This window comes from Hymenobacter sp. BT559 (assembly GCF_016427535.1).
Classification (GTDB): domain Bacteria; phylum Bacteroidota; class Bacteroidia; order Cytophagales; family Hymenobacteraceae; genus Hymenobacter.
In genome coordinates this window covers 174624-193550 of record NZ_JAELXV010000001.1, presented here as the reverse complement: position 1 = coordinate 193550, position 18927 = coordinate 174624, and the positions used below count along the sequence as shown (strand labels likewise).

At 60.8% G+C, this 18927-nt stretch carries 17 protein-coding genes; 5 read left to right on the top strand and 12 right to left on the bottom strand.

The genetic code is table 11. The features are described from left to right. The first annotated feature begins 143 nt into the window (after positions 1–143). On the top strand, positions 144–1061 hold the full coding sequence (locus JAO77_RS00870) for an alpha/beta fold hydrolase (protein WP_198988387.1): 918 nt from the start codon (positions 144–146) through the stop codon (positions 1059–1061). Here JAO77_RS00870 and JAO77_RS00865 read toward each other — a convergent pair. The 5 genes from JAO77_RS00865 to JAO77_RS00845 form a co-directional block, all read right to left on the bottom strand. Next, entirely contained in the window at positions 1036–1416 is a 381-nt protein-coding gene (locus JAO77_RS00865; RefSeq protein WP_198988386.1) for a phasin family protein, read from the bottom strand. The genes JAO77_RS00870 and JAO77_RS00865 overlap by 26 nt on opposite strands. An 82-nt stretch (positions 1417–1498) precedes the next feature. Further along, a complete protein-coding gene (locus JAO77_RS00860) occupies positions 1499–2647 on the bottom strand; it encodes a lysophospholipid acyltransferase family protein (protein WP_213019304.1) in 1149 nt (382 codons plus the stop codon). A 121-nt stretch (positions 2648–2768) separates the two neighbouring features. Next, positions 2769–4082, bottom strand: coding sequence for an aspartyl protease family protein (locus JAO77_RS00855; RefSeq protein ID WP_198988385.1), 1314 nt, complete (start codon positions 4080–4082; stop codon positions 2769–2771). A gap of 106 nt (positions 4083–4188) precedes the next feature. After that, positions 4189–5274 (bottom strand): o-succinylbenzoate synthase, encoded by a 1086-nt coding sequence (menC, locus tag JAO77_RS00850; RefSeq protein WP_198988384.1) that lies wholly within the window; start codon positions 5272–5274, stop codon positions 4189–4191. 113 nt (positions 5275–5387) lie between these two features. After that, the gene (locus JAO77_RS00845) at positions 5388–5651 is read right to left on the bottom strand and encodes a con-10 family general stress protein (protein WP_198989499.1); all 264 of its coding nucleotides are present in this window, start codon (positions 5649–5651) and stop codon (positions 5388–5390) included. Between the two features lie 278 nt (positions 5652–5929). On the opposite strand from JAO77_RS00845, the gene egtB reads away from it, so the two are divergent. Beyond that, on the top strand, positions 5930–7258 hold the full coding sequence (gene egtB, locus JAO77_RS00840) for an ergothioneine biosynthesis protein EgtB (RefSeq protein WP_198988383.1): 1329 nt from the start codon (positions 5930–5932) through the stop codon (positions 7256–7258). A gap of 40 nt (positions 7259–7298) precedes the next feature. Here egtB and JAO77_RS00835 read toward each other — a convergent pair whose 3' ends face one another. From JAO77_RS00835 to JAO77_RS00810, 6 genes are all read right to left on the bottom strand, one after another. Next, positions 7299–8627, bottom strand: coding sequence for a HAMP domain-containing sensor histidine kinase (locus tag JAO77_RS00835; RefSeq protein ID WP_198988382.1), 1329 nt, complete (start codon positions 8625–8627; stop codon positions 7299–7301). Beyond that, a complete protein-coding gene (locus tag JAO77_RS00830) occupies positions 8624–9313 on the bottom strand; it encodes a response regulator transcription factor (protein ID WP_198988381.1) in 690 nt (229 codons plus the stop codon). Before JAO77_RS00830 ends, JAO77_RS00835 begins: the two co-directional genes overlap by 4 nt. A gap of 127 nt (positions 9314–9440) precedes the next feature. After that, entirely contained in the window at positions 9441–10268 is an 828-nt protein-coding gene (locus JAO77_RS00825; RefSeq protein ID WP_198988380.1) for a hypothetical protein, read from the bottom strand. Positions 10269–10490: 222 nt separating this feature from the next. After that, positions 10491–11072, bottom strand: coding sequence for an LOG family protein (locus JAO77_RS00820; RefSeq protein ID WP_198988379.1), 582 nt, complete (start codon positions 11070–11072; stop codon positions 10491–10493). A gap of 78 nt (positions 11073–11150) precedes the next feature. Next, entirely contained in the window at positions 11151–12944 is a 1794-nt protein-coding gene (gene argS / locus JAO77_RS00815; protein WP_198988378.1) for an arginine--tRNA ligase, read from the bottom strand. Between the two features lie 148 nt (positions 12945–13092). Next, positions 13093–14334 (bottom strand): MFS transporter, encoded by a 1242-nt coding sequence (locus JAO77_RS00810; protein ID WP_198988377.1) that lies wholly within the window; start codon positions 14332–14334, stop codon positions 13093–13095. 190 nt (positions 14335–14524) lie between these two features. Between JAO77_RS00810 and JAO77_RS00805 the strand changes: the two genes are divergently transcribed. Beyond that, on the top strand, positions 14525–15742 hold the full coding sequence (locus tag JAO77_RS00805; protein WP_198988376.1) for an alpha/beta hydrolase family protein: 1218 nt from the start codon (positions 14525–14527) through the stop codon (positions 15740–15742). A gap of 179 nt (positions 15743–15921) precedes the next feature. Here JAO77_RS00805 and JAO77_RS00800 read toward each other — a convergent pair whose 3' ends face one another. After that, positions 15922–16899, bottom strand: coding sequence for an arginase (locus JAO77_RS00800; protein ID WP_198988375.1), 978 nt, complete (start codon positions 16897–16899; stop codon positions 15922–15924). A gap of 288 nt (positions 16900–17187) precedes the next feature. Here JAO77_RS00800 and JAO77_RS00795 point away from each other — a divergent pair, with 288 nt between their 5' ends. Next, complete coding sequence (locus JAO77_RS00795; RefSeq protein ID WP_198988374.1) at positions 17188–18609, top strand: type III PLP-dependent enzyme domain-containing protein; 1422 nt, start codon at positions 17188–17190, stop codon at positions 18607–18609. 143 nt (positions 18610–18752) lie between these two features. After that, positions 18753–18899, top strand: coding sequence for a hypothetical protein (locus JAO77_RS00790; protein ID WP_198988373.1), 147 nt, complete (start codon positions 18753–18755; stop codon positions 18897–18899). The last annotated feature ends 28 nt before the right edge of the window (positions 18900–18927 follow it).

The following is an 18927-nucleotide window of genomic DNA, read 5'->3' as shown; positions in this document are numbered from 1 at the left end:
AAAATCATTTTATATAAAGTAAGCAATATTAAATAGCAACAAACGCATAACACATTAATAATTAATTAATAATAAACTATCTTAGATTGAAACAGGCAGCGACTTCATTTAAGCCCAGCTGTGTTTTTTCAACTATACATAGCATGACAACTCCTTCCTCTTTAGCACCAGGCACTTGGCCTGAAACTCCTGCTGCGCATGGCGCAGCGGAGGCGCTGGCCACCGAGCGCGCACTTGTTGTTAGGCGCAATAATGTGCGGGTTATTGGGGAGGGCCCACAAACGCTGCTGTTTTGCAATGGGTTTGGCTGCAGCCAGCATATATGGCGCTACCTCAGCACGCCGCTGGCCAGCCGCTACCGCGTCGTGCTGTTTGACTACGTAGGCACCGGCGAATCGGACCTAGGGGCCTACGACTGGCAGACGTACAACACACTCGACCGGTACGCGCAAGATGTCGTCGAAATTTGCCAGGTGCTGGGCTTGCGCGAGGTGGTGCTTATTGGGCATTCGGTAGGTGCCACCATTGCCATGCTGGCGGCCAGCCAGGCGCCCAGTTATTTTGCTAAATGCGTGCTGCTGACGGCCTCGCCCTGTTACCTCAATAAGCCGGGCTATTACGGCGGCCTCTCGCTGGAGGATGTTAACCAGATGCTGGCGCTGCTTGATGTTGACCAGAATAGCTGGGCCAATCTATTTACAGGCTTGCTGGTAGCTCCTGAGCACGTTCCCTCCCTAGGCGAAGAGCTGGCCAGCTACTTCTGCAACCTCGACTCAAATGTGGCCCGGCATTTTGCCCGGGTATCCTTCCTGGCCGACAACCGCGCCGATGTGTCGCAGCTACGGCTACCAACCCTGCTGCTACAGTGCGCTGATGATGCCATTACGCCCACCGAGGTTAGCGCATTTTGGATGGCGCATCTACCGCAGGCTACGCTTATGACCCTCCCGGCCGTGGGCCACTGCCCGCACCTGAGTGCCCCCCTCGAAACCATGGGGGCCATCGAAGCTTTCTTGGCGCAGCCTAGCAGCAACGTTATTCTGGCTCCTGCTCAGGGCTAGGGGTAGCTTTTTTAGCCTTGGTGGCTTTCGGGGCCGACGTTTTTTTGGCGGCGGTAGCTTTAGCCGGGGCAGCCGCTTTCTTGGCAGTGGCCTTTGCTTTAGGGGCGGGTGCCTCGGCTTCACTGCTCCGGCCTGCTCGGTTTTTGAGGTTGTCGGCCAGGCCCTGCAGCTGTTTTTCTAGGTCTTTGCGTTTGGCTTCGCCGCTACGCAGCAGGTCGTCCATTATTTTCTTGCCTTCCTGCTCAGAAATTTTACTTTCCTGCACCAGCTTGTTGAGGGCCGTTTGCACGCGTTTGTTGCTCTGCGAGAGGAAGCCTACGCCGGTATTGATGAATTTCTTAAACAGGTCGTCCATGAGCGAGGAAAATAGAAAGGTGAGGCCAGCTGCGCGGTGACTGCCAGCGGGTTGCTAAGCTACTAGCACCGCGCCAATTTCCCTAGGGCCGCTGCCCGCGCCGGCCCAACTGATGGCCCCGGTATCCCTTGATAGCCAAGGGTATCCAGCCCAGCAGCGGAACAAAATAAGCCAGCACTAAGGGGTTGCGCCACAACAGTTTCCAAAAGGCACCGGGCCGGTCGAGGCCCAAGTTGAAATTGCGCTCGCCGTTTTTAACAAAACGCCGCTCAAACTCGGTGAAGGCTGCCGGCCAGGCAAAGGGCAAGAAAAACGGGAAGTAGCGCCAGTTGCCTTTGATGCGCTGCCACAGCTCGCGCCAGCGGTAGGGCTGCTGGCCGTGAGCCTGCACGGCGGCATCGAGGCCAGCCTGCATCTGCTGCCGAATGGTTTCGCTCAGAGCTAGGTACTCATCGCGGGTTAGCTCGTCGTGCTTTTTGCTGGTCAGCTCGCTGGGCCGGATGCGGGTGCCCATCACATAGGTGAGCTGAGCGGGCAGGGCAAAGTAAAACGCCCAGGGCTGCACCAAGACCAGCAGCAGCAGCAGCGTGAGGGGCAAAAATGGAATCCCAATTTTTTTGGTGAGGCGATTTATCGGCTCAAAGCTGTAGGCATAGGGGTTAAGGTACTCCGCATTCACCGTGTAAATTGGCATGATGTCGGTGCCGTGCATGAGGCTCATGCGCAGCATGCTGGTAGCCAGACGCTGAAGCTGGTACTTGCGGTTGAAGCCCTTGCCGATGCCCGGTACGCCCTCGGGATACACCATAAGGTTGTGGCTCGGGTTGTACATCATGGTTTCGAAGTTGAGCGTCGTGGCTTCTACGCAGCCGCATTTCTTCCAGAAGTGCTGCACCAGATACGGGTTCATAAGGGCCGTTTTGGAGAGCATGGGGGCCGACATGGGGCGCGGCATGGTGTGGTAGTGGTCGGGCAGCTTCCGAAACAGGTGGGCCAGCACCACAATGGCATCCCAGGGGAAGGCCATGCCGGAGTGGTTGGAAGCAAAAATCAGCGGCCGGTCGGGGTTATTGCGCGCCGGAAATGGCTCGAATCCTACCAGCCGCGAGCGAAACCACACCCGGTCTAGTAGCTGCAGAATGTTTTCGTCGATGGAGCGCGTAAACTCCTCGTCAAAGTAATCGCGGTAAATGTGTTGGTTGGCCTGTATAGCGGGTGGGGGCGTTTCCAATGAACAGCTAGCAAAGCACTAAGGCGAAGAATACAGAAGCTACCGCTCAGCCCTAGGGGCTAGCAGCAGCCCAAAGCTAAAGCCAGCCTCGGCATTGTGCGCGGCAGAGCCCTAGGTTGGCCTACAGGCGGCGGCGCAGCTGCAGGCTCACGGAGTGCAGCTCGCCGTCGGGGCGGCGCAGCACCAGCAGCAGGCGCTGGCCATCCTTGGCGCGCAGCAGCCGCGCTATTTCGGTGAGCGGCAGCAAGCCCGCGGGCAGCAGGTTAATGGCCACTAGCTCTTCCTCGACCTCGATGCCCGCCTCGGCGGCCGGCGAGCCAGCCTCTACGCTCTGCACCAAGCAGTAGCGGTAGCCGGGGCCAGCCGCGACCAGGCCTAGGCCGCTCATATCGTGCTCGAAGGGCTGGCGGCCTTGCGAATTGAGGCGCAGCAGCAGGCGCTGGTGCGGGTAGTCGATAACGCAGTTGAAGCGCTTGAGCAGCTCGAAGCCTAGGTTGCCCTGGCGCGGCGCATCGTGCTCGCGCAGGCGCTTGTGCACCTGCCCCGAGTCGGGGAACGACGTGAGCACCCGCGGTACTCGGTAGCGCCCCAGCCGAATGGCGGCTACCCGCCCGATACTACCGCGCACGATGCCGCTGAGGCCGCGCCCTAGGTCGGTGCGCAGGTGGCCGGGCGGCAGGCGCAGGCGCCGGTCGGCATCGGTTTCGAGGCTGAGGGCGTGGCCAGCGCCCGTGTCCAGCACCAGGCGCAGCGGCAAGGCCGGGTCGGCACTGCCGCTGGCTGGTGCTAGCTGCTCCACTCCGGCTTCTAGGTAGGCCTTGCCGCGGTTGAGGTGCAGCGGCAGACTGGTCCAGCCGCGGCGCGGAGCGCGGTAGCTGGCAGGCGCGTGGCATACCAGCTGCCCACGCATGGGCCAGATGGCTACTACCATCGACTGAAAAAGCTCGGCCCCCAGAATGCCATCGATGCGGGTGCCAGCGTAGCCCGACAGGTTGAGGGCGTCGTCGGAGAGCAGCAGCCAACTCATGCGCGGGGCCACCAGGCCGGGCAGCTCCACACGCACGTTTTCGGTGCGGTAGGCGCGCAGCGGGGTGTCTTCGCCGCCCGTGCCTATCACGCGCATCTCCTCGCCCCGTACCAGGTGCAGCGAGTCGGCCAGATTGGGATTGGTGAGCAGGCTGGTGCTCACGCCCGTGTCAAGCAGAAAATGGTAGGGCCCGCGGCCATTGAGGCGGGCGGCCACAATGATGAGGTTGCGCTGGGTGTCGAACTTGAACGTGGTGCGCTTGGCCCGCGGCCGCGTAAACTCGAACGACTGCGTGCCCTGGGCCCACCCGGCCGGGCCCAGCGCCAGCAGCCCGAGCAGCGCCGCGCACCCGCGCATGGCGCGCCCAATTCCCCGCAGCGTTACCACCAGAAGTACCAGATAAGTCATTGTGCGCACCCAGGCTAAGAAAGGTGCTTAAAGTTAGCTAACAGCCGTTAGTTTATTGCTACTAACGTGGCCGCTACGCGCAAACAACTATCTGCTGCCAACGACCCTAGGTCGGCTCTTCGGGGGCAGGCGCACCCCAGGTGCCGGCGGGGTCATAGTGCAGCGCGCCCTGCGCAATGCGTAGCGGTGCGGCTACGTTGTTGTGGTAGAGCTGGCCCGTGCCCAGGCCCTGCGCAAAACCCGCCACATCGTATTCGCCCGTGAGCTGCGCCACGGCATTCAGGCCAATGTTTGACTCCAGGGCGGACGTTATCCACCAGCCTAGGCCGTGGGTTTCGGCCAGGCCAATCCAGCGGCGGGTGGCCGTGTGCCCCCCCAGCAACGTGGGCTTCAGCACCAGGTAGGCCGGCTGCACGGCTGCCAGTAGCGCCGCTTGCTGGGCCGGGTCGGTGAGGCCAATCAGCTCTTCGTCGAGAGCCACCGGTATGGGCGAGTGCCGGCACACCTCGGCCAGCGACGCCCACTGCCCCGCCGCTAGGGGCTGCTCGATGGAGTGCACCCCGAAGCGCGCCAGCTGCTCTAGCTTACCTAGGGCCTCGGCGGGACTGAAAGCGCCGTTGGCATCGACACGCAACACTAGTTGCTCGGGCCCGGCTTCAGCCCTTATTTCGGCCAGCAACGCCAGCTCGGTAGCAAAGTCTAGGCTGCCGATTTTGACTTTCAGGCACGAGTAGCCGGCGGCCAGCTTCTGCCTGATTTGCTCGCGCATGAAGGCGGCGTCGCCCATCCACACCAGCCCATTAATTGGAATACTGGCCTGACCTTGGCTGAATGCATTGGTATACAACTGGTGCCGCCCACCCTGAGCTAAGTCAAGCACCGCCGTTTCGAGGGCAAAGCGCAGGGCCGGCTGCGCCGCGCTAGTGAGGCTGGCCGGCACTATGTCTTCTAAGAAAGTGTAGCGCTGCTGGTTTACGGCGTGGCAAAGCGCCTGCACCTGGGCTTCGAACCCGGGCCCATAATCGGGGCTGAGCCCGGCCAGCGGTGCGGCCTCGCCCCACCCCACCCGGCCCGATGCACGCACATCGCGCAGCTCAAGGTAGTAGGCAACGTGCTCGGTGAGCGCCCCGCGCGACGTGCGGGCCGGGAAATTGAAGCGCAGGGCCCGCCGCTGGTAAGAAAGAGTTAGCATCGGACAAAGATGGCAGCCTAGGGTAACAACTGCGAAGTGGCTTAAACGCAAATCGGCCGGGCAGCTGCGCTACCCGGCCGACCTAGTACGTCAACTCGTGAACCGTGTCCTACTTACGAAGGAGTGTCGGTTTTCTTTTTGCCGCGGCGGCTAATTTGGCCACCTTTGCGGCCGGCTTCGCGGGCCTCTTCGGGCGAGAAGCGGTGGCCGCGGCCGCTCTGGTGCGAGGCACGGCCGCCTTCGCTGGCGATGCGACGCTGCTGCTCGGGGGACATTGCGGCAAAGCCGCGGCGGCTTTTCTCACCAATGCGATTGGCGGGGCGCAGTGAACGCTTAGCATCGCCGGTAGCGGCTGCAGTTGTGGGGGTAGTTGCCATGAGAGTAGGGGGAAATAGGAGGAAAGGAGGTCGTGTTTGTTTTAAGGATAGATGAAGCTAACGCGTTATTTCCCAACTCAACAAATAAATACTACAACCCCTTCAATAAATACCAGTTAGTACTTAGCTTGCTCTACGTACTTACCGTAGCGCCGTGCTTACTACTGCGGAAAACCGCTACTATTCGCGAGTACTAACAAGTTCTGCCAGTTAGTACTGGCTAATTCCAACCTGACATCAGTATTGTTGGTTCTCTTTCTACTACCTCCCCTTCCTTCATGTCCAGCTCTTCCTCCCTCCTAGCGCCTGCCTTTGCCGCGCCAGCACTTTCCGCTTTGCCGGCTCATTACCAAGCCGTGCGGGCCCAGTCGGTAGCCCTGGTGCAGCCCTTGCTGCCCGAAGACACCGTGGTGCAGCCCACCCTCGACGTGAGCCCGCCCAAATGGCACCTCGCCCACACCACTTGGTTTTGGGAAACCTTCTTGCTTAAGAACTACCTGCCCGGCTACGAGGTCTTCCACCCCGACTATGCGTTCCTGTTCAACTCCTACTACAACTCGCTGGGCTCGCGCGTGAACCGCGCTGACCGGGGTACCCTCTCGCGCCCGCCGCTGGCCGATGTGTACCGCTACCGCACCTACGTAGACGAGCACATGGCTACCCTGCTCGCCGGGCTAGCTGAGCTGCCCCCCGCTGCCACCGAGCTGCTGGAGCTGGGCCTGCACCACGAGCAGCAGCACCAAGAGCTGTTGGCTACGGACATCAAGTACATCCTCAGCACGAATCCCTTGGCGCCGGGCTACCTAGGCAATGAGCAATTAGCAATTAGCAATGAGCAATCACCTGCTTCGGGCGGTTCATTGCCACCGGCGACTTGGCTACCGGTGCCGGGCGGCATTTATCCCATTGGGCACCAGCAAGAAGAGTTTTCGTTTGATAATGAGCTACCAGTGCACGAGGTGCTGGTAGCACCGTTTGAGCTGCAAAACAGGCTCGTGACCAACAGCGACTTTCTACAGTTCATTGAAGCGAGCGGCTACCAGCAGTTTCAGTACTGGCTGGGCGAGGGCTGGGACCTCATAAACCGCGAAGGCTGGGCTGCGCCGCTCTACTGGTCGAAAACGGCCGAGGGCCAATGGCTACGCTACGGCCCCACGGGCCTGGCCCCGCTTGACCTAGCCGCGCCGGTGTCGCACATCAGCTTTTACGAGGCTGATGCCTATGCGCAGTGGGCCGGTGGCCGCCTGCCTACAGAGGCCGAGTGGGAAGTAGCTGCCCGCCACTTTGGGGCCACGCCGCAGGGCGGCAACTGGCTCGAAAGTGGCTACTTCGACCCACAACCGCTGGCCGCCGATGCCGACCCCACGCGCTGCCACCAACTGCTCGGCGACTGTTGGGAGTGGACTTATTCGGCCTACCACCCTTACCCTGGTTACCAGCGCGCCGCCGGCGCCCTAGGCGAGTATAATGGCAAGTTTATGCTGAACCAGCTGGTGCTGCGCGGCGGCTCGTGCTCCACGCCCGAAAGCCATATCCGCCTCACATACCGCAATTTCTTCCACGCCGACAAGCGCTGGCAGTTCACTGGGCTGCGCCTAGCGCGGTAGAAGCAGCATGTAGCTTGGGCTTCATAGTCCAAGCTACTGCTTACTGGGCCAACCGTAGGCGTACATACAGTCGGCCATCCGCTTCGCGCAGGGCCAGTGGGGCGCCGTGCAGCTCGGCAATGCGGTTGCTGAGCCACAGCCCCAGGCCGGCGCCGCCGCTCAGCACATCGGCCTGGTAGCGAGCGGTGGTGAGACGCCCTAGGTCGCCGAGCGAGGCGTGTATGGGATTGCTGACTTCGGCATAGCAAAGGCCGGTCTTTGGCTCCTGCCCTACTGCTATTTGCACGGCCGCGCCGGGCGGGGCGTGGCGCAGCGCATTATCAAGCAAATTGATAATAACGGTAGTTAGCTTATCGGCATCGGCGGCCACGGTGTAGTCGGGCACGTTCTCATCTACGGCCAGGTGCAGTTGCCGGCCCGCCGCCCGGAAGCGTGGCAGCAGCTGGTCGGCGGTGGCCAGCACGAGCTCATCGAGTGCCACGGGGTGGCGTGTGAGGGGCAGCGCATCGGTACGCAGGCGGCTTACCAGCAAGAAATCTTCGACCAACCGACCTAGGCGCTCCAGCTCCTGGGCTTGGGCATCGAGAGGAGCGCGCAGGCTAGTGGGCAGCTCAGAGGCTTGGCGCGTCACGGCCAGACCGGTTTGCAGCACGGCCAGCGGGGTGCGCAGCTCGTGGGCGGCAGCAGCCAGAAAGTTGTCCTGCAGCTCGGCGCCGGCTTGCAGGCGGTCGAGCATTTTATTCAGAGCTTGCGCCAGCTCCTGCACCTCGTCGCCGGTGGCGGGCACGGGCAGGCGCTCGGAGCTGGGGGCCGCCCCGATGCGCCGCGCCTGCTGGCTAATGCGCCGTAGCGGCCGCAGCACCCACCAGCCCAATACGGCGGCCAGCGCGGCCGCCAGCCCCAGGCTGCCCGCGAGCGCGCCCCACAGGCCCAGCCGCACCCGCCCTAGGTCGGCCAGCAGTGGCGCCGCCGAATGCGCCAGCCACAGCCGCACCCGCACTGGGCGGCCGACGTAGTCGGAGGCGGCTTGCTGCACTTGCACATAACTGATTTCATCGCGCTTATTCTCAAGGTCCGAAGCCCTGAAGCCCGGCGAGTGAAACAACTCACGGGACAGCTGCCCCGTGGCCTCGACGACCACGCGCAGCTGCTCGCCGTGCACGGGCAGCGGCACCACGGGCACTGTCCCACTCACGTCGACGCGGCTCAGTAGGGCCTCGGCGCGGGCGCGCAAGCGTAGCTCGTCGCCCTGGTGTAGCACGCGGCCCACCTGCCGGTACTGGTAGAGGCCGGCCAGCCCCACCACCAGCCCGAACACTAGCGCGAAGGCCAGCGCCAGCTGCCCGCGCAAGCCGCGCAGCGCCTTCATCGGGCGGCGGCCGGGTCGTGCAGCCGGTAGCCGTGGCCCACCACGGTTTCGAGCAGCGGCGGCAAATTGGGAAAGGCGCGGTCGAGCTTGCGGCGCAGCTGCGAAAGGTGCACCTCTATCACGTTGGAGCCCATATCAAAGTCAACTTCCCACACCTTCTCGGCAATGCGGGTTTTGGTGACCACGCGGTTGGGATTGCGGAGCAGTAGCTCTAACAGGGCAAACTCGCGGTTGGTGAGCGTGAGGGGCTGGCCAGCGCGGCTCACGCGGCGGTGCACTAGGTCGAGCTCTAAGTCGGCGAGGCGCAGCACGGGCGTTTCGGCCGATGCCGTGCGGCGCTGCACGGTGCGCAGGCGGGCCAGTAATTCTTCAAACACAAAAGGCTTGCGCAGGTAATCGACCGCCCCCGCATCGAGGCCCTTGATAACGTGCTCGGTGCCGCCGAGCGCGCTCACAATAATGACGGGCGTACTGATGCCAAACTCGCGCAGGTTGCGCAGCACGTCGAGGCCATTCTGGCCGGGCAGCATCAGGTCGAGCAAAATGACGTCGTAAGGTGTAGCGGCAGCCATTTCGAGGCCGGTGGCACCGTTGTCGGCCCCATCGGCTAGGTGGCCGGCTTGCCCTAGGCCCTGCCGCACAAACTCGGCCAGCCTAGGCTCGTCTTCGATTACTAAAATCCGCATTTGGTAGAAAAATTAAACCTGCTGCGCAGCCTACGTAAAGCAGTAGCAAAAGGGCTTTAACGCGGCTTTCATGCTCACCTAACAGACGATAGATGAGCATGACAGCCGTTGAAGGCACACTAGCTGCCTACCGCACCAGAAACTGCACCCCATCGAGCGTAATAGTCTGGGCGCGCAGCACACGCACGGGCTTGGCGGCTACCTCGCCGGGGGCGGGCACGCGCAGAGTGCCGGCGGCAGCTACGGTAGCACCTACTTTCAGCTTTTCGGCCAGTTGCTCAGCGGCGTCGGGCGAGAGGCGCACGATGGTACCATCATTCAGTGCCAAGGCGTTGGGGCGGCCATTAGGGCCTTGTAATAGGCGCTGCACGGTACCGCGCACGGTGGTAGTTTCTGTGGTGGGAAGGGCGGCGGGCGGCGGCGGGGGCACGTCGCGCACGGTTTGGCCTCCCACCGTGAGGCTCACCAGATGCAAGGTGGTGCGGCCTTCGGGGTCAGTGTCGCGGAAGCCCGCCACCGTGACCTGGCTACCAGCTTTGGCGGCGGCCATCAGGGCCTGAGCCTGGTGGCGGGCAAAGCGTACGGTTTCGGTGCCAGCACTCGTTTTTAGGGTGAAGGCGTCATAGGCCTGCTCGTCGTTGTCGGCGGTATAGCTAAGGAGCGTGCCGCTGAAATCGGTGAGAGCCTGCGCGCCACCCTGGCGCGGACCGGGGCCCGCGGGGCGAAGGGGTCCGCCGTCGCCGGGGCGGGGCGGGCGGGGGCCTTCGGCGGGCGGCGGCGGCGGGGCCAAGGCAGCACCGGCCGCAGCGGGGGCCGGGGCAGTAGCAGCTTGCGCGCGCTTGGTTTTAGTTTTGACTTTGCCGGTGGGGGCTTGCTGGGCTTGAGCCAGGGGACTGGCCAGCAGCATGGTGGCCAAGGCGGCTACAGCCGCGGTGCGCAATGTGGGGTGCGACATAGTAGTAGAGTTGAATGAGGGCGGCGGTTTGTTCCGCTTTCCTGATTCAAAGGTGCCAGGTCCACCTTAGGAGAGCCTGAAGGCTAAATTAATTTTTCTTCAGGCTGCCTACTCCCCCACTACCGCCCTAAAAAGGCTTAGCGCTGCCCCGGCCGCTGGCAGCCACCTAGGGGCTCCGAGCGGCCGAGGCAGCGCTTACTTATCGGCTGCACCCAGTTTAGGTTACGTGGTTTGGGGAGTCAGCCACTTTTCCAGGCGCAGGGGCTGGTACTGCTCCATCGCATCGAGCAAGGCAGCGGCATTGGCGTGCTGTAACACTTGGGTGCGGTTTTCGATACGCAGAAACGCCTCGCCGCTCATGTGGTCGAGCAGGGCCAGCAGCGAATCGTAGAAGCCCAGGGTGTTGAGCAGGCCCACGGGCTTACCGTGCAGGCCGAGCTGGCCCCAGGTCAGCACCTCAAATAGCTCTTCTAGGGTGCCAAAACCACCGGGCATGGCCACAAAGCCTTCGGCGAGGTCGGCCATGAGCAGCTTGCGCTGGTGCATAGTCTCAACGATGTGCAGCTCGGTGCAGCCGGTGTGCGCCAGCTCTTTATCGGCCAGGAAGCCGGGAATAACGCCGATAACCTTGCCGCCCTCGGCCAGCACGGCATCGGCGATGGTGCCCATGAGGCCCACGCACCCACCGCCATACACGAGCGTGAGGCCGCGCCGGGCCAGCTCGCGGCCCATTTCCTGGGCTTGCTGCGTGTAAATAGGATTGTTGCCGCTGCTGGAGCCGCAGTATACTGCTACGCTTTTCATCTTGCTTTGCTCTAAAAAAAGGTAGAGACGCGGGAGTGCCGCGTCTCTACGTCTGGTTCACTATTAATCAAACTGTTCCTACATGCGCTCGGGCACATCAATGCCGAGCAGCCCGAGGCTGGCTTTGATGGTGTCGGCAGTTTTAGCCGACAATGCCACGCGGAAAGTCTTTTTCACCAAGTCGGCTTCCTTCAAAATCGGCACCTCAGTGTAGAAGCGGTTGTAGCTTTTGGCTACTTCATAAGCGTATTGCGCTACCACGGCGGGCGAGAGGGCGCGAGCAGCCTCGGCCACCACGCCTGCATAGCCGGCCAACTGCTGAATCAGCTCGGCCTCGGCCGGATGCAGGCTGCCCAACTGGCTGAAATCTGCTTCGGCAGCTACCCCTGTTGCTTCCGCATCGCGCCGAATTTTAGAAATACGGGCATAGGAATACTGAATAAACGGCCCCGTATCGCCTTCCAGCCGCACCGACTCGGCGGGGTTGAAAAGCATACGCTTCTTGGGGTCTACTTTCAGCAGGTAGTATTTGAGGGCACCTAGGCCGAGGGTATGGTAGAGGTCCGCCAGTTCTTCCTCGCTGAGGCCTTCGGTTTTGCCTTTTTCGAGCGTTGCGGCTTCGGCAGCTTCTTCCACTTCCTTCACCAGCTCATCGGCATCAACTACGGTGCCTTCGCGGCTTTTCATCTTGCCCGAGGGCAAATCGACCATGCCGTAGCTGAGGTGGTGAATGGCGTCGGCGTAGGGCTTACCCAGCTTTTTGAGCGTGGCTTGCAGCACCTGCATGTGGTAGTTCTGCTCGTCAGCAATGACGTAGATGCTGCTGTCGTAGCCAAAATCTTGATATTTTAGCTCAGCGGTGCCTAGGTCCTGCGTGATGTACACACTGGTACCATCGGCGCGCAGCAGCAGCTTCTCATCAAGGCCTTCAGCTTGCAAGTCAACCCACACCGAGCCATTCTCTTTCTTGAAGAAAACACCTTTTTGTAGACCTTCTTCCACGCGCTCCTTACCCAGCAGATAGGTACCCGACTCGTAGTAAAACTTGTCAAAATCGACGCCGATGTTGGCGTAGGTGGCGTTGAAGCCATCGTAGACCCAGCCGTTCATGCGGTGCCAGAGGGCCATTACCTCTTCGTCGCCGGCCTCCCATTGCTGCAGCATCTGCTGGGCTTCGAGCATCAGCGGAGCCTGCTTTTTGGCAACCTCGTTGGTGACGCCTTCGGCTTCAAGCTGCTTGATTTCTTCGCGGTAGTGCTTTTCGAACAGCACGTAGTATTTGCCAGCCAGGTGGTCGCCTTTTAGGCCCATGCTCTCGGGCGTGGCTCCTTCTCCAAAGCGCTGGTAGGCTATCATCGACTTGCAGATGTGAATGCCGCGGTCGTTCACCAGGTTGGCCTTAGTGACGGTGGCGCCGGTAGCTTTCAAAATCTCAGCTACGCTGTAGCCCAAGAAGTTATTACGCAGGTGCCCTAGGTGCAAGGGCTTGTTGGTATTGGGCGACGAGTACTCGACCACCACCTTTTTGGGGCCATCGAAGGGCACGGGCGTACCGGCGGGCTGCTGCGCTAGCTCAGTAAAGAGCTTGAGCCACTCGGCGTCGGCGATTTCGAGGTTCAGGAAGCCTTTTACCACGTTGTAGCCGCGCACGGCGGGCTCGTTAGCCTTCAGCCACTCACCCAGGGCCTGGCCTATTTGCTCGGGGCCTTTGCCAAACGCCTTGGTGAGCGGAAAGGTAACGAGGGTAAAGCTGCCTGCAAAATCCTTGCGCGTGGGCTGCAGCACCAGGCTGGCGGCAGGAATGTCTTGGTTGAAAACGGCCTGCGCGGCGGCTTGCAGGGCAGTTTTTAAGGTTTGTTCAAGCTGTTGCACGAGGGCAAAGGTACGGCGGGGCCAGGCGCATTACCCCACCCCCAACCCCTCCCCTCTGGGAGAGGGGAGCCTAACGACAGAATGATGTTTGCTAGCGCTTGGCTCCCCTCTCCCGGAGGGGAGAGGTTGGGGGTGGGCCAACTGGGTTTCAACTAGCCAGCGCTACCTCCGGCGCGGTAGGTGCCAACTTACCCTTGCGATAATCTTGGAGGTAGAGCACCGCGATGAGCAAGCACAAAAAACCCTCGGCCAACACGGTGGCTTGCACCCCCAGGCGCTCCGAGGCGGCGCCCACCAGCAGGCTACCTAGGGGCAGCGCGGCCGTGTACACCAGTACGTAGAGGCTGATGACGCGACCCCGCATGGCCGGCGCCACGGTGGTTTGCAGCAGCGTGACGCTGATGGTGGTTTGGGCCATCATGCCAAACGCGGTGACGACTAGAAAGCCTAATGCCCACAGGTACCACGGCGTGTAGGCAAACAGCAGCAGCCCAATACCGAATACAAACGTGGTGCCGGCAATAACCTTGTTCAGACTGGTGGTCGGCTTCAGCGAGGCCAGAAAGAACGCCCCCACGAGGCCACCCAGCCCAATGGCCCCGTCGAGCAGGCCAAATGTGGTGGCCGTTCCCTTAAAAATATCCTTGGCGTACACCGGCATCAGGTTGGTAAACGGCAGCACGAGCAGCGCCGTGAGGCCCAGCATACTGATAATAAACCGGATATTGGCCGTATTCCTCACGTACTGAAATCCCTCAGCAAGCTCACCTAGGATGCTGTTAGTGTGCACCTTGGCTACGTAGGCCGGTAGCTTCAGGGCCAGCAGCGAGCCAATGACAGCCACGAAGCTAACGGCATTGAGCCCGAAGCAGGCGGCCGCGCCTAGCTGCTCTAGCGCCAGGCCAGCCACGGCGGGGCCTAGCAGCTTCGACAGGTTGAGCATCATCGAGTTCAGGGCCACGGCATTGGGTAGGTCTGCTTTATCCTCGACTAGGTCGTACACCAGTGACTGCCGGGCGGGCACGTCGAAGGCGTTGATGAGCCCTAGCACCGCGCTTAGCACAATGATTGCCCACACCGCGCCCGGCTGCCAGAACACCGCCACCGCTAGCAGCGCGGCCTGCGCCATCGAGAACACTTGCGTGAGCAGCAGCACGCGGTAGCGGTTGTAGCGGTCGGATACTACGCCCCCAAGCAACGAGAAGATGGCCGACGGAAACAGCGTGGCAAACACACTTACGCCGAGCATGAATTTGGAGTGCGTTTGGGTATAAATCACCCAACTCACAGCCGTTTTCTGCATCCAGGTGCCAAGCAAGGAGATAGACTGCCCGGCAAAAAAATAGCGAAAGTTGCGACTGCGAAACGCCCGCCCGGCTTCTATATCCATGCGCTCTAAAGTGGTTTTGCAAAGGTAAGCCCGCCCTGCCCCACCTAGGCGGCACCACTGGCGGCCAGCCTGCTCCTTGGGCTAACTAGCCGGTACGAATCACCCAGTTTTCATCTTTTCGCCCACCGCTCGGAACGCGGCCCTTCGTGCTCCGCGTTAGAAGTTACTCTGTAATCTAACTTTTCTCCGCGTGTTGCTATCTCGCTTTTCGATTCTTCCGGCTTTGTGGCTCTGCGTGGGGCTGCTGGCCGCCCCGGCCTGCAAAAACAGCGCCCCCAACCCTGATGCCAGCACGCCGGCGCCTACCACGCCCGACAATACCTCTACCGTACTCACGGGCAGCAGCCTCATTGGTGAGTACAGCACCACGGCGCTCGCCGCGCGGGTATCGGCCATTCCGCTGGCAGGCGCGCTGGTGCAATACCCCATCAAAGTGTACCGCCTTACCTACCGCACCCGCACGCCCGAGGGCCAGGAAACCACGGCCTCGGGCGCGGTGCTGGTGCCTACGGCCCCCACGGCGCTGCCAGTGCTGAGCTACCAGCACGGCACCCTCACGCCGAGCAGCGAAGGCCAGGCACCCAGCTACTACGCCCAGGGCTCCGATGTATGGTCGGTGGTATCGGTGCTGGCCTCGACGGGCTACGTAGTATCGGCGCCCGACTACCTAGGCTACGGCGCCAGCAAGGCCCTGCCTCACCCCTACGAGCACGCTGCCTCACTGGCCTCCACCTCGGCCGACATGCTGCGCGCCACCCGCGAGTTTTGCCAGCAGCAAAAGATTAGCGTCAACAGCAAAAACTTTCTCCTAGGGTACTCGGAAGGCGGCTACGCCACGTTGGCCCTGCACAAGTATTTGCAGGAAAACTACGCTACCACGCTGCCCGTGACGGCCAGCGCCCCCGGCGCGGGCGCCTACCACAAGTCGGCCTTTGCCAAGTACATCTTGCAAAGCACGCAGCCGCTCAGCTTCTTGAGCACCTACGTGTGGGTACTGCGCACCTACGACCGGGTGTATAGTCTCAACCGGCCTTACTCCTACTACTACCAGGAGCCCTATGCCACGCGCCTGCAAGCCGACCCATTTGCCCAAGTACCCACGCAGCAAAGTCAGCTATTCACTAATACCTTTCGCCAGGCAGTACTGACCAACTCCGACGCGGCCTTGACGGCTACGCTCACCGCCAACGACATCTACGACTGGAAGCCCACGGCGCCCCTAGCCCTCTTCCACGGCACCGCCGACGACTACGTGCCCTTCTTCAACTCCCAAGATGCCTACGACGCCATGCAGGCCCGCGGCGCTACGCAAGTAGCGTTACGGCCCATCCAGGGTGGCAACCACTTCTCTTCGGCCACCGCCTACACCCTAGGCGCCTACGCGTTCATTAGCCAGTATAATCAGTAAGGTGCTCATGTATTCCGAGCACCTTACCGAATAGCCTTGTTCCCGAATAATTTAACGGGTCATGCAGCGCGCGGTGAAGCATCTTGCGTGGCGCAGTGAACTCTGACGTCAGCAACGAAGCGAGCGAGATGCTTCACTGCGCGCTGCATGACCCAGTTTTTATATCCAAGTCTATTATTCTACCCTCGGTCTACTACGTCGCCTACTTGCAGCCGCCGCTCGATAGCGGCGGTTGCTTTTTCCAGGATATTAAAAGCGTTCTGCGCCATCGTATTCTCGTTGTCGAGAGTCGGATTGATTTCGCCCATCTCGAAGCACACCACGCGCTCATTTTCGAGCAGGTCCTGACACAGGTTTTCGCCTTCCGATAAATACAGGCCGTTCTCGACCGGCGTGCCCGTACCGTGGCTAAAGCTCGCGTCGAGGCTGTCTACATCAAACGAGATGTACACCATGTCGCAGAAGCGCAGATGCTGGTAAATCTCGCGGGCCAGCTGTCGGCTGCCTTTCTGCTGAATCTCCGGCAGGCGTATCCACTTGATACCTAGGCGCTCGATGAGGGCATCTTCTTCTTCCTCGGTATCGCGCACGGCCACGTACACTAGGTGCTCGGGGCGCAGTTTGGGGCCGGGCTCGCTCAGGTTTTGAAGGCGGCGCCAGAAGAACTCGGTATCGGCGTCGGGCGCGTTGCGCTGGCAGGCGCGGTTGTCCTCACCTAGGGCGGCGGCCAGGGGCATGCCGTGCACATTGCCGCTGGGCGTGGTGTAGGGCGAGTGGATGTCGGCGTGCGCATCTATCCAAATGACGCCTAGGGTCTTATTCGGGTACGCAGCCTTAATGCCGGCAATGGTAGCATTAGCGCTGCTGTGGTCGCCGCTTAGCACCAATGGAAACTCGCCAAAGCGCAACGTTTGCTCCACGGCGCTGGCCACGCTCTTTTGCACCGTATAAATGGCGTCGATGTGCCGGGCAAACGGGAACGGCGTGGGGTCAAACAGCGCGTAGTTGAGGTCGGGCACCGCTACCGAGCTGTAGCGCCGAAAGTAGTCGGAGCCCTTGTTGAGGCAGGCCACGCGCAGGGCATCGACGCCCAGGCTGGAGCCGCGGGTGCCGGCCCCAAGCTCGGAGCGAACTTCTAGAATCTTAATGCGTTTCATCGGGTGGGAATGGAAAGAAAAGACGGAAGCAAACGGCACCGGGCCGCCCCCCCTGCGGGAGGACGAGCGCTGCCTTGCGGCGCGGTTGCGCCGTAGCCATGTCGCTTTCTGCCACCTAGGGCCGATGCGCGAAGCCGGACTGTTTCCGGCCTCCGGCGGTACTTTTGAACCGCCGGCCGTAAAGGTCGGCATTTTCTTTTAGTTGTCCGTTACTAGGTGTCGATTGCTAGGAGTTTTACGCCTGGCAGCCCATACTCGTACTGACAAGTAATAACTGCTACTTCAGAAATGGATACCTACCAGGACCTCATTACCCAAACCTTCGACTTCCCCAACGCCGATTTTCAGGTGCGCGACAACGAGCTGTTTTTCCACGACATCGACCTGATGGCGCTAGTGGAGAAGCATGGCACCCCGCTGCGCCTCACGTACTTGCCCAAAATAAGCTCCCAGATTCAGCGGGCCAAAGCCTGGTTTGCCGAGGGCATTGCCAAGACGGGCTACACCGGCTCGTATTCCTACGCCTACTGCACCAAGTCGTCGCACTTCCGCTTCATACTTGACCAGGCGCTCAAAAACGACGTGCACCTCGAAACCTCGTCGTGGTTTGACATCAGCATCATCCGCTCGCTCTACGAGCAGGGCAAGGTGGGTAAAGAAAAGTTTATCATTTGCAACGGCTTCAAGCCTGAGGAATACAAACGCGACATCACCGCGCTGCTCAACGACGACTTCGTTAACTGCCTGCCTATTCTCGATTCGCCCAACGAAATCGACTACTACCACGAGCACGTGCAAGAAGGCAAAAAGGTGAAGCTGGGTTTGCGCCTGGCCTCCGATGAGGAGCCGCGCTTCCAGTTCTATACCTCGCGCCTAGGTATCCGCTACGCCGATGCCGTGCCGCTCTACGAGCAGCGCATCAAGGAAGACCCGCGCTTCGAGCTGACTATGCTGCATTACTTCATCAGCAGCGGCATCAAGGACACGTCGTATTACTGGACCGAGCTTTCGCGCTTTATCCACAAGTACTGCGAGCTGCGCAAGGTGTGCCCTACACTCACGACCATTGACATCGGCGGCGGCCTGCCCATCCAGACTTCGATTCAGCTGGAGTACGACTACCCGTACATGATTTCCGAGATTCTGCGCACCATTCAGCGCATTTGCGCCGAGGAAGGTGTGCCCGAGCCCAACATCTTCACTGAGTTCGGCATCTTCACGGTGGGCGAAAGCGGCGCCACTATCTACTCGATTCTGGACGAGAAGCTCCAGAACGACAAGGAACTGTGGTACATGATTGATGGCTCGTTCATCACCAACCTACCCGATACCTGGGCGCTCAACCAGCGCTTCATCATGCTGGCCCTCAACGGTTGGCAGCGCCCCTACCGCAAGATTCAGCTCGGCGGCCTCACCTGCGACTCGCAAGACTACTACAACGCCGAGAAGCACATCTACCAGACCTTCCTGCCGCAGCTGCAGCCCGCTCGCCAAGAGGCCGCTACTGACCAGCCGCTCTACGTGGGTTTCTTCCACACTGGCGCCTACCAAGAGAGCCTCAGTGGCTACGGCGGCCTTAAGCATTGCCTCATCCCCGCGCCCAAGCACGTCATCTTGGACCGCGCGGAGGACGGCACACTCACCGACACGGTGTTTGCGCCCAAGCAAACGGCCGAGAGCATGTTAAGAATTCTGGGATATACTGAATAAATAAGTTCAGCGTTAGGAACCTAAATAGCCCAAAAAGTACTATTCAAAGAAATTGCACTTTTTGGGCTAAAGGCCTAGCTAATTAGCTTTCAGGCCGCTTATCTTTGAACCAGCAACTTGTAATTCTTAATTTTTTACTCTTTATGAAAAAGCTTCTTATCCTCGCAATCGGTGCTGCTACCCTAGGCCTAGGTGCCTGCAACAAGAGCACCTGCCCCGCCTACTCGTCGGCCAAATCGACCAGCGCGCCCATCACGGCCAGCACCGCTACGCCGGTGAACCAGCAGTAGGTTGGTGAACTATCTAGTAATAAAAACG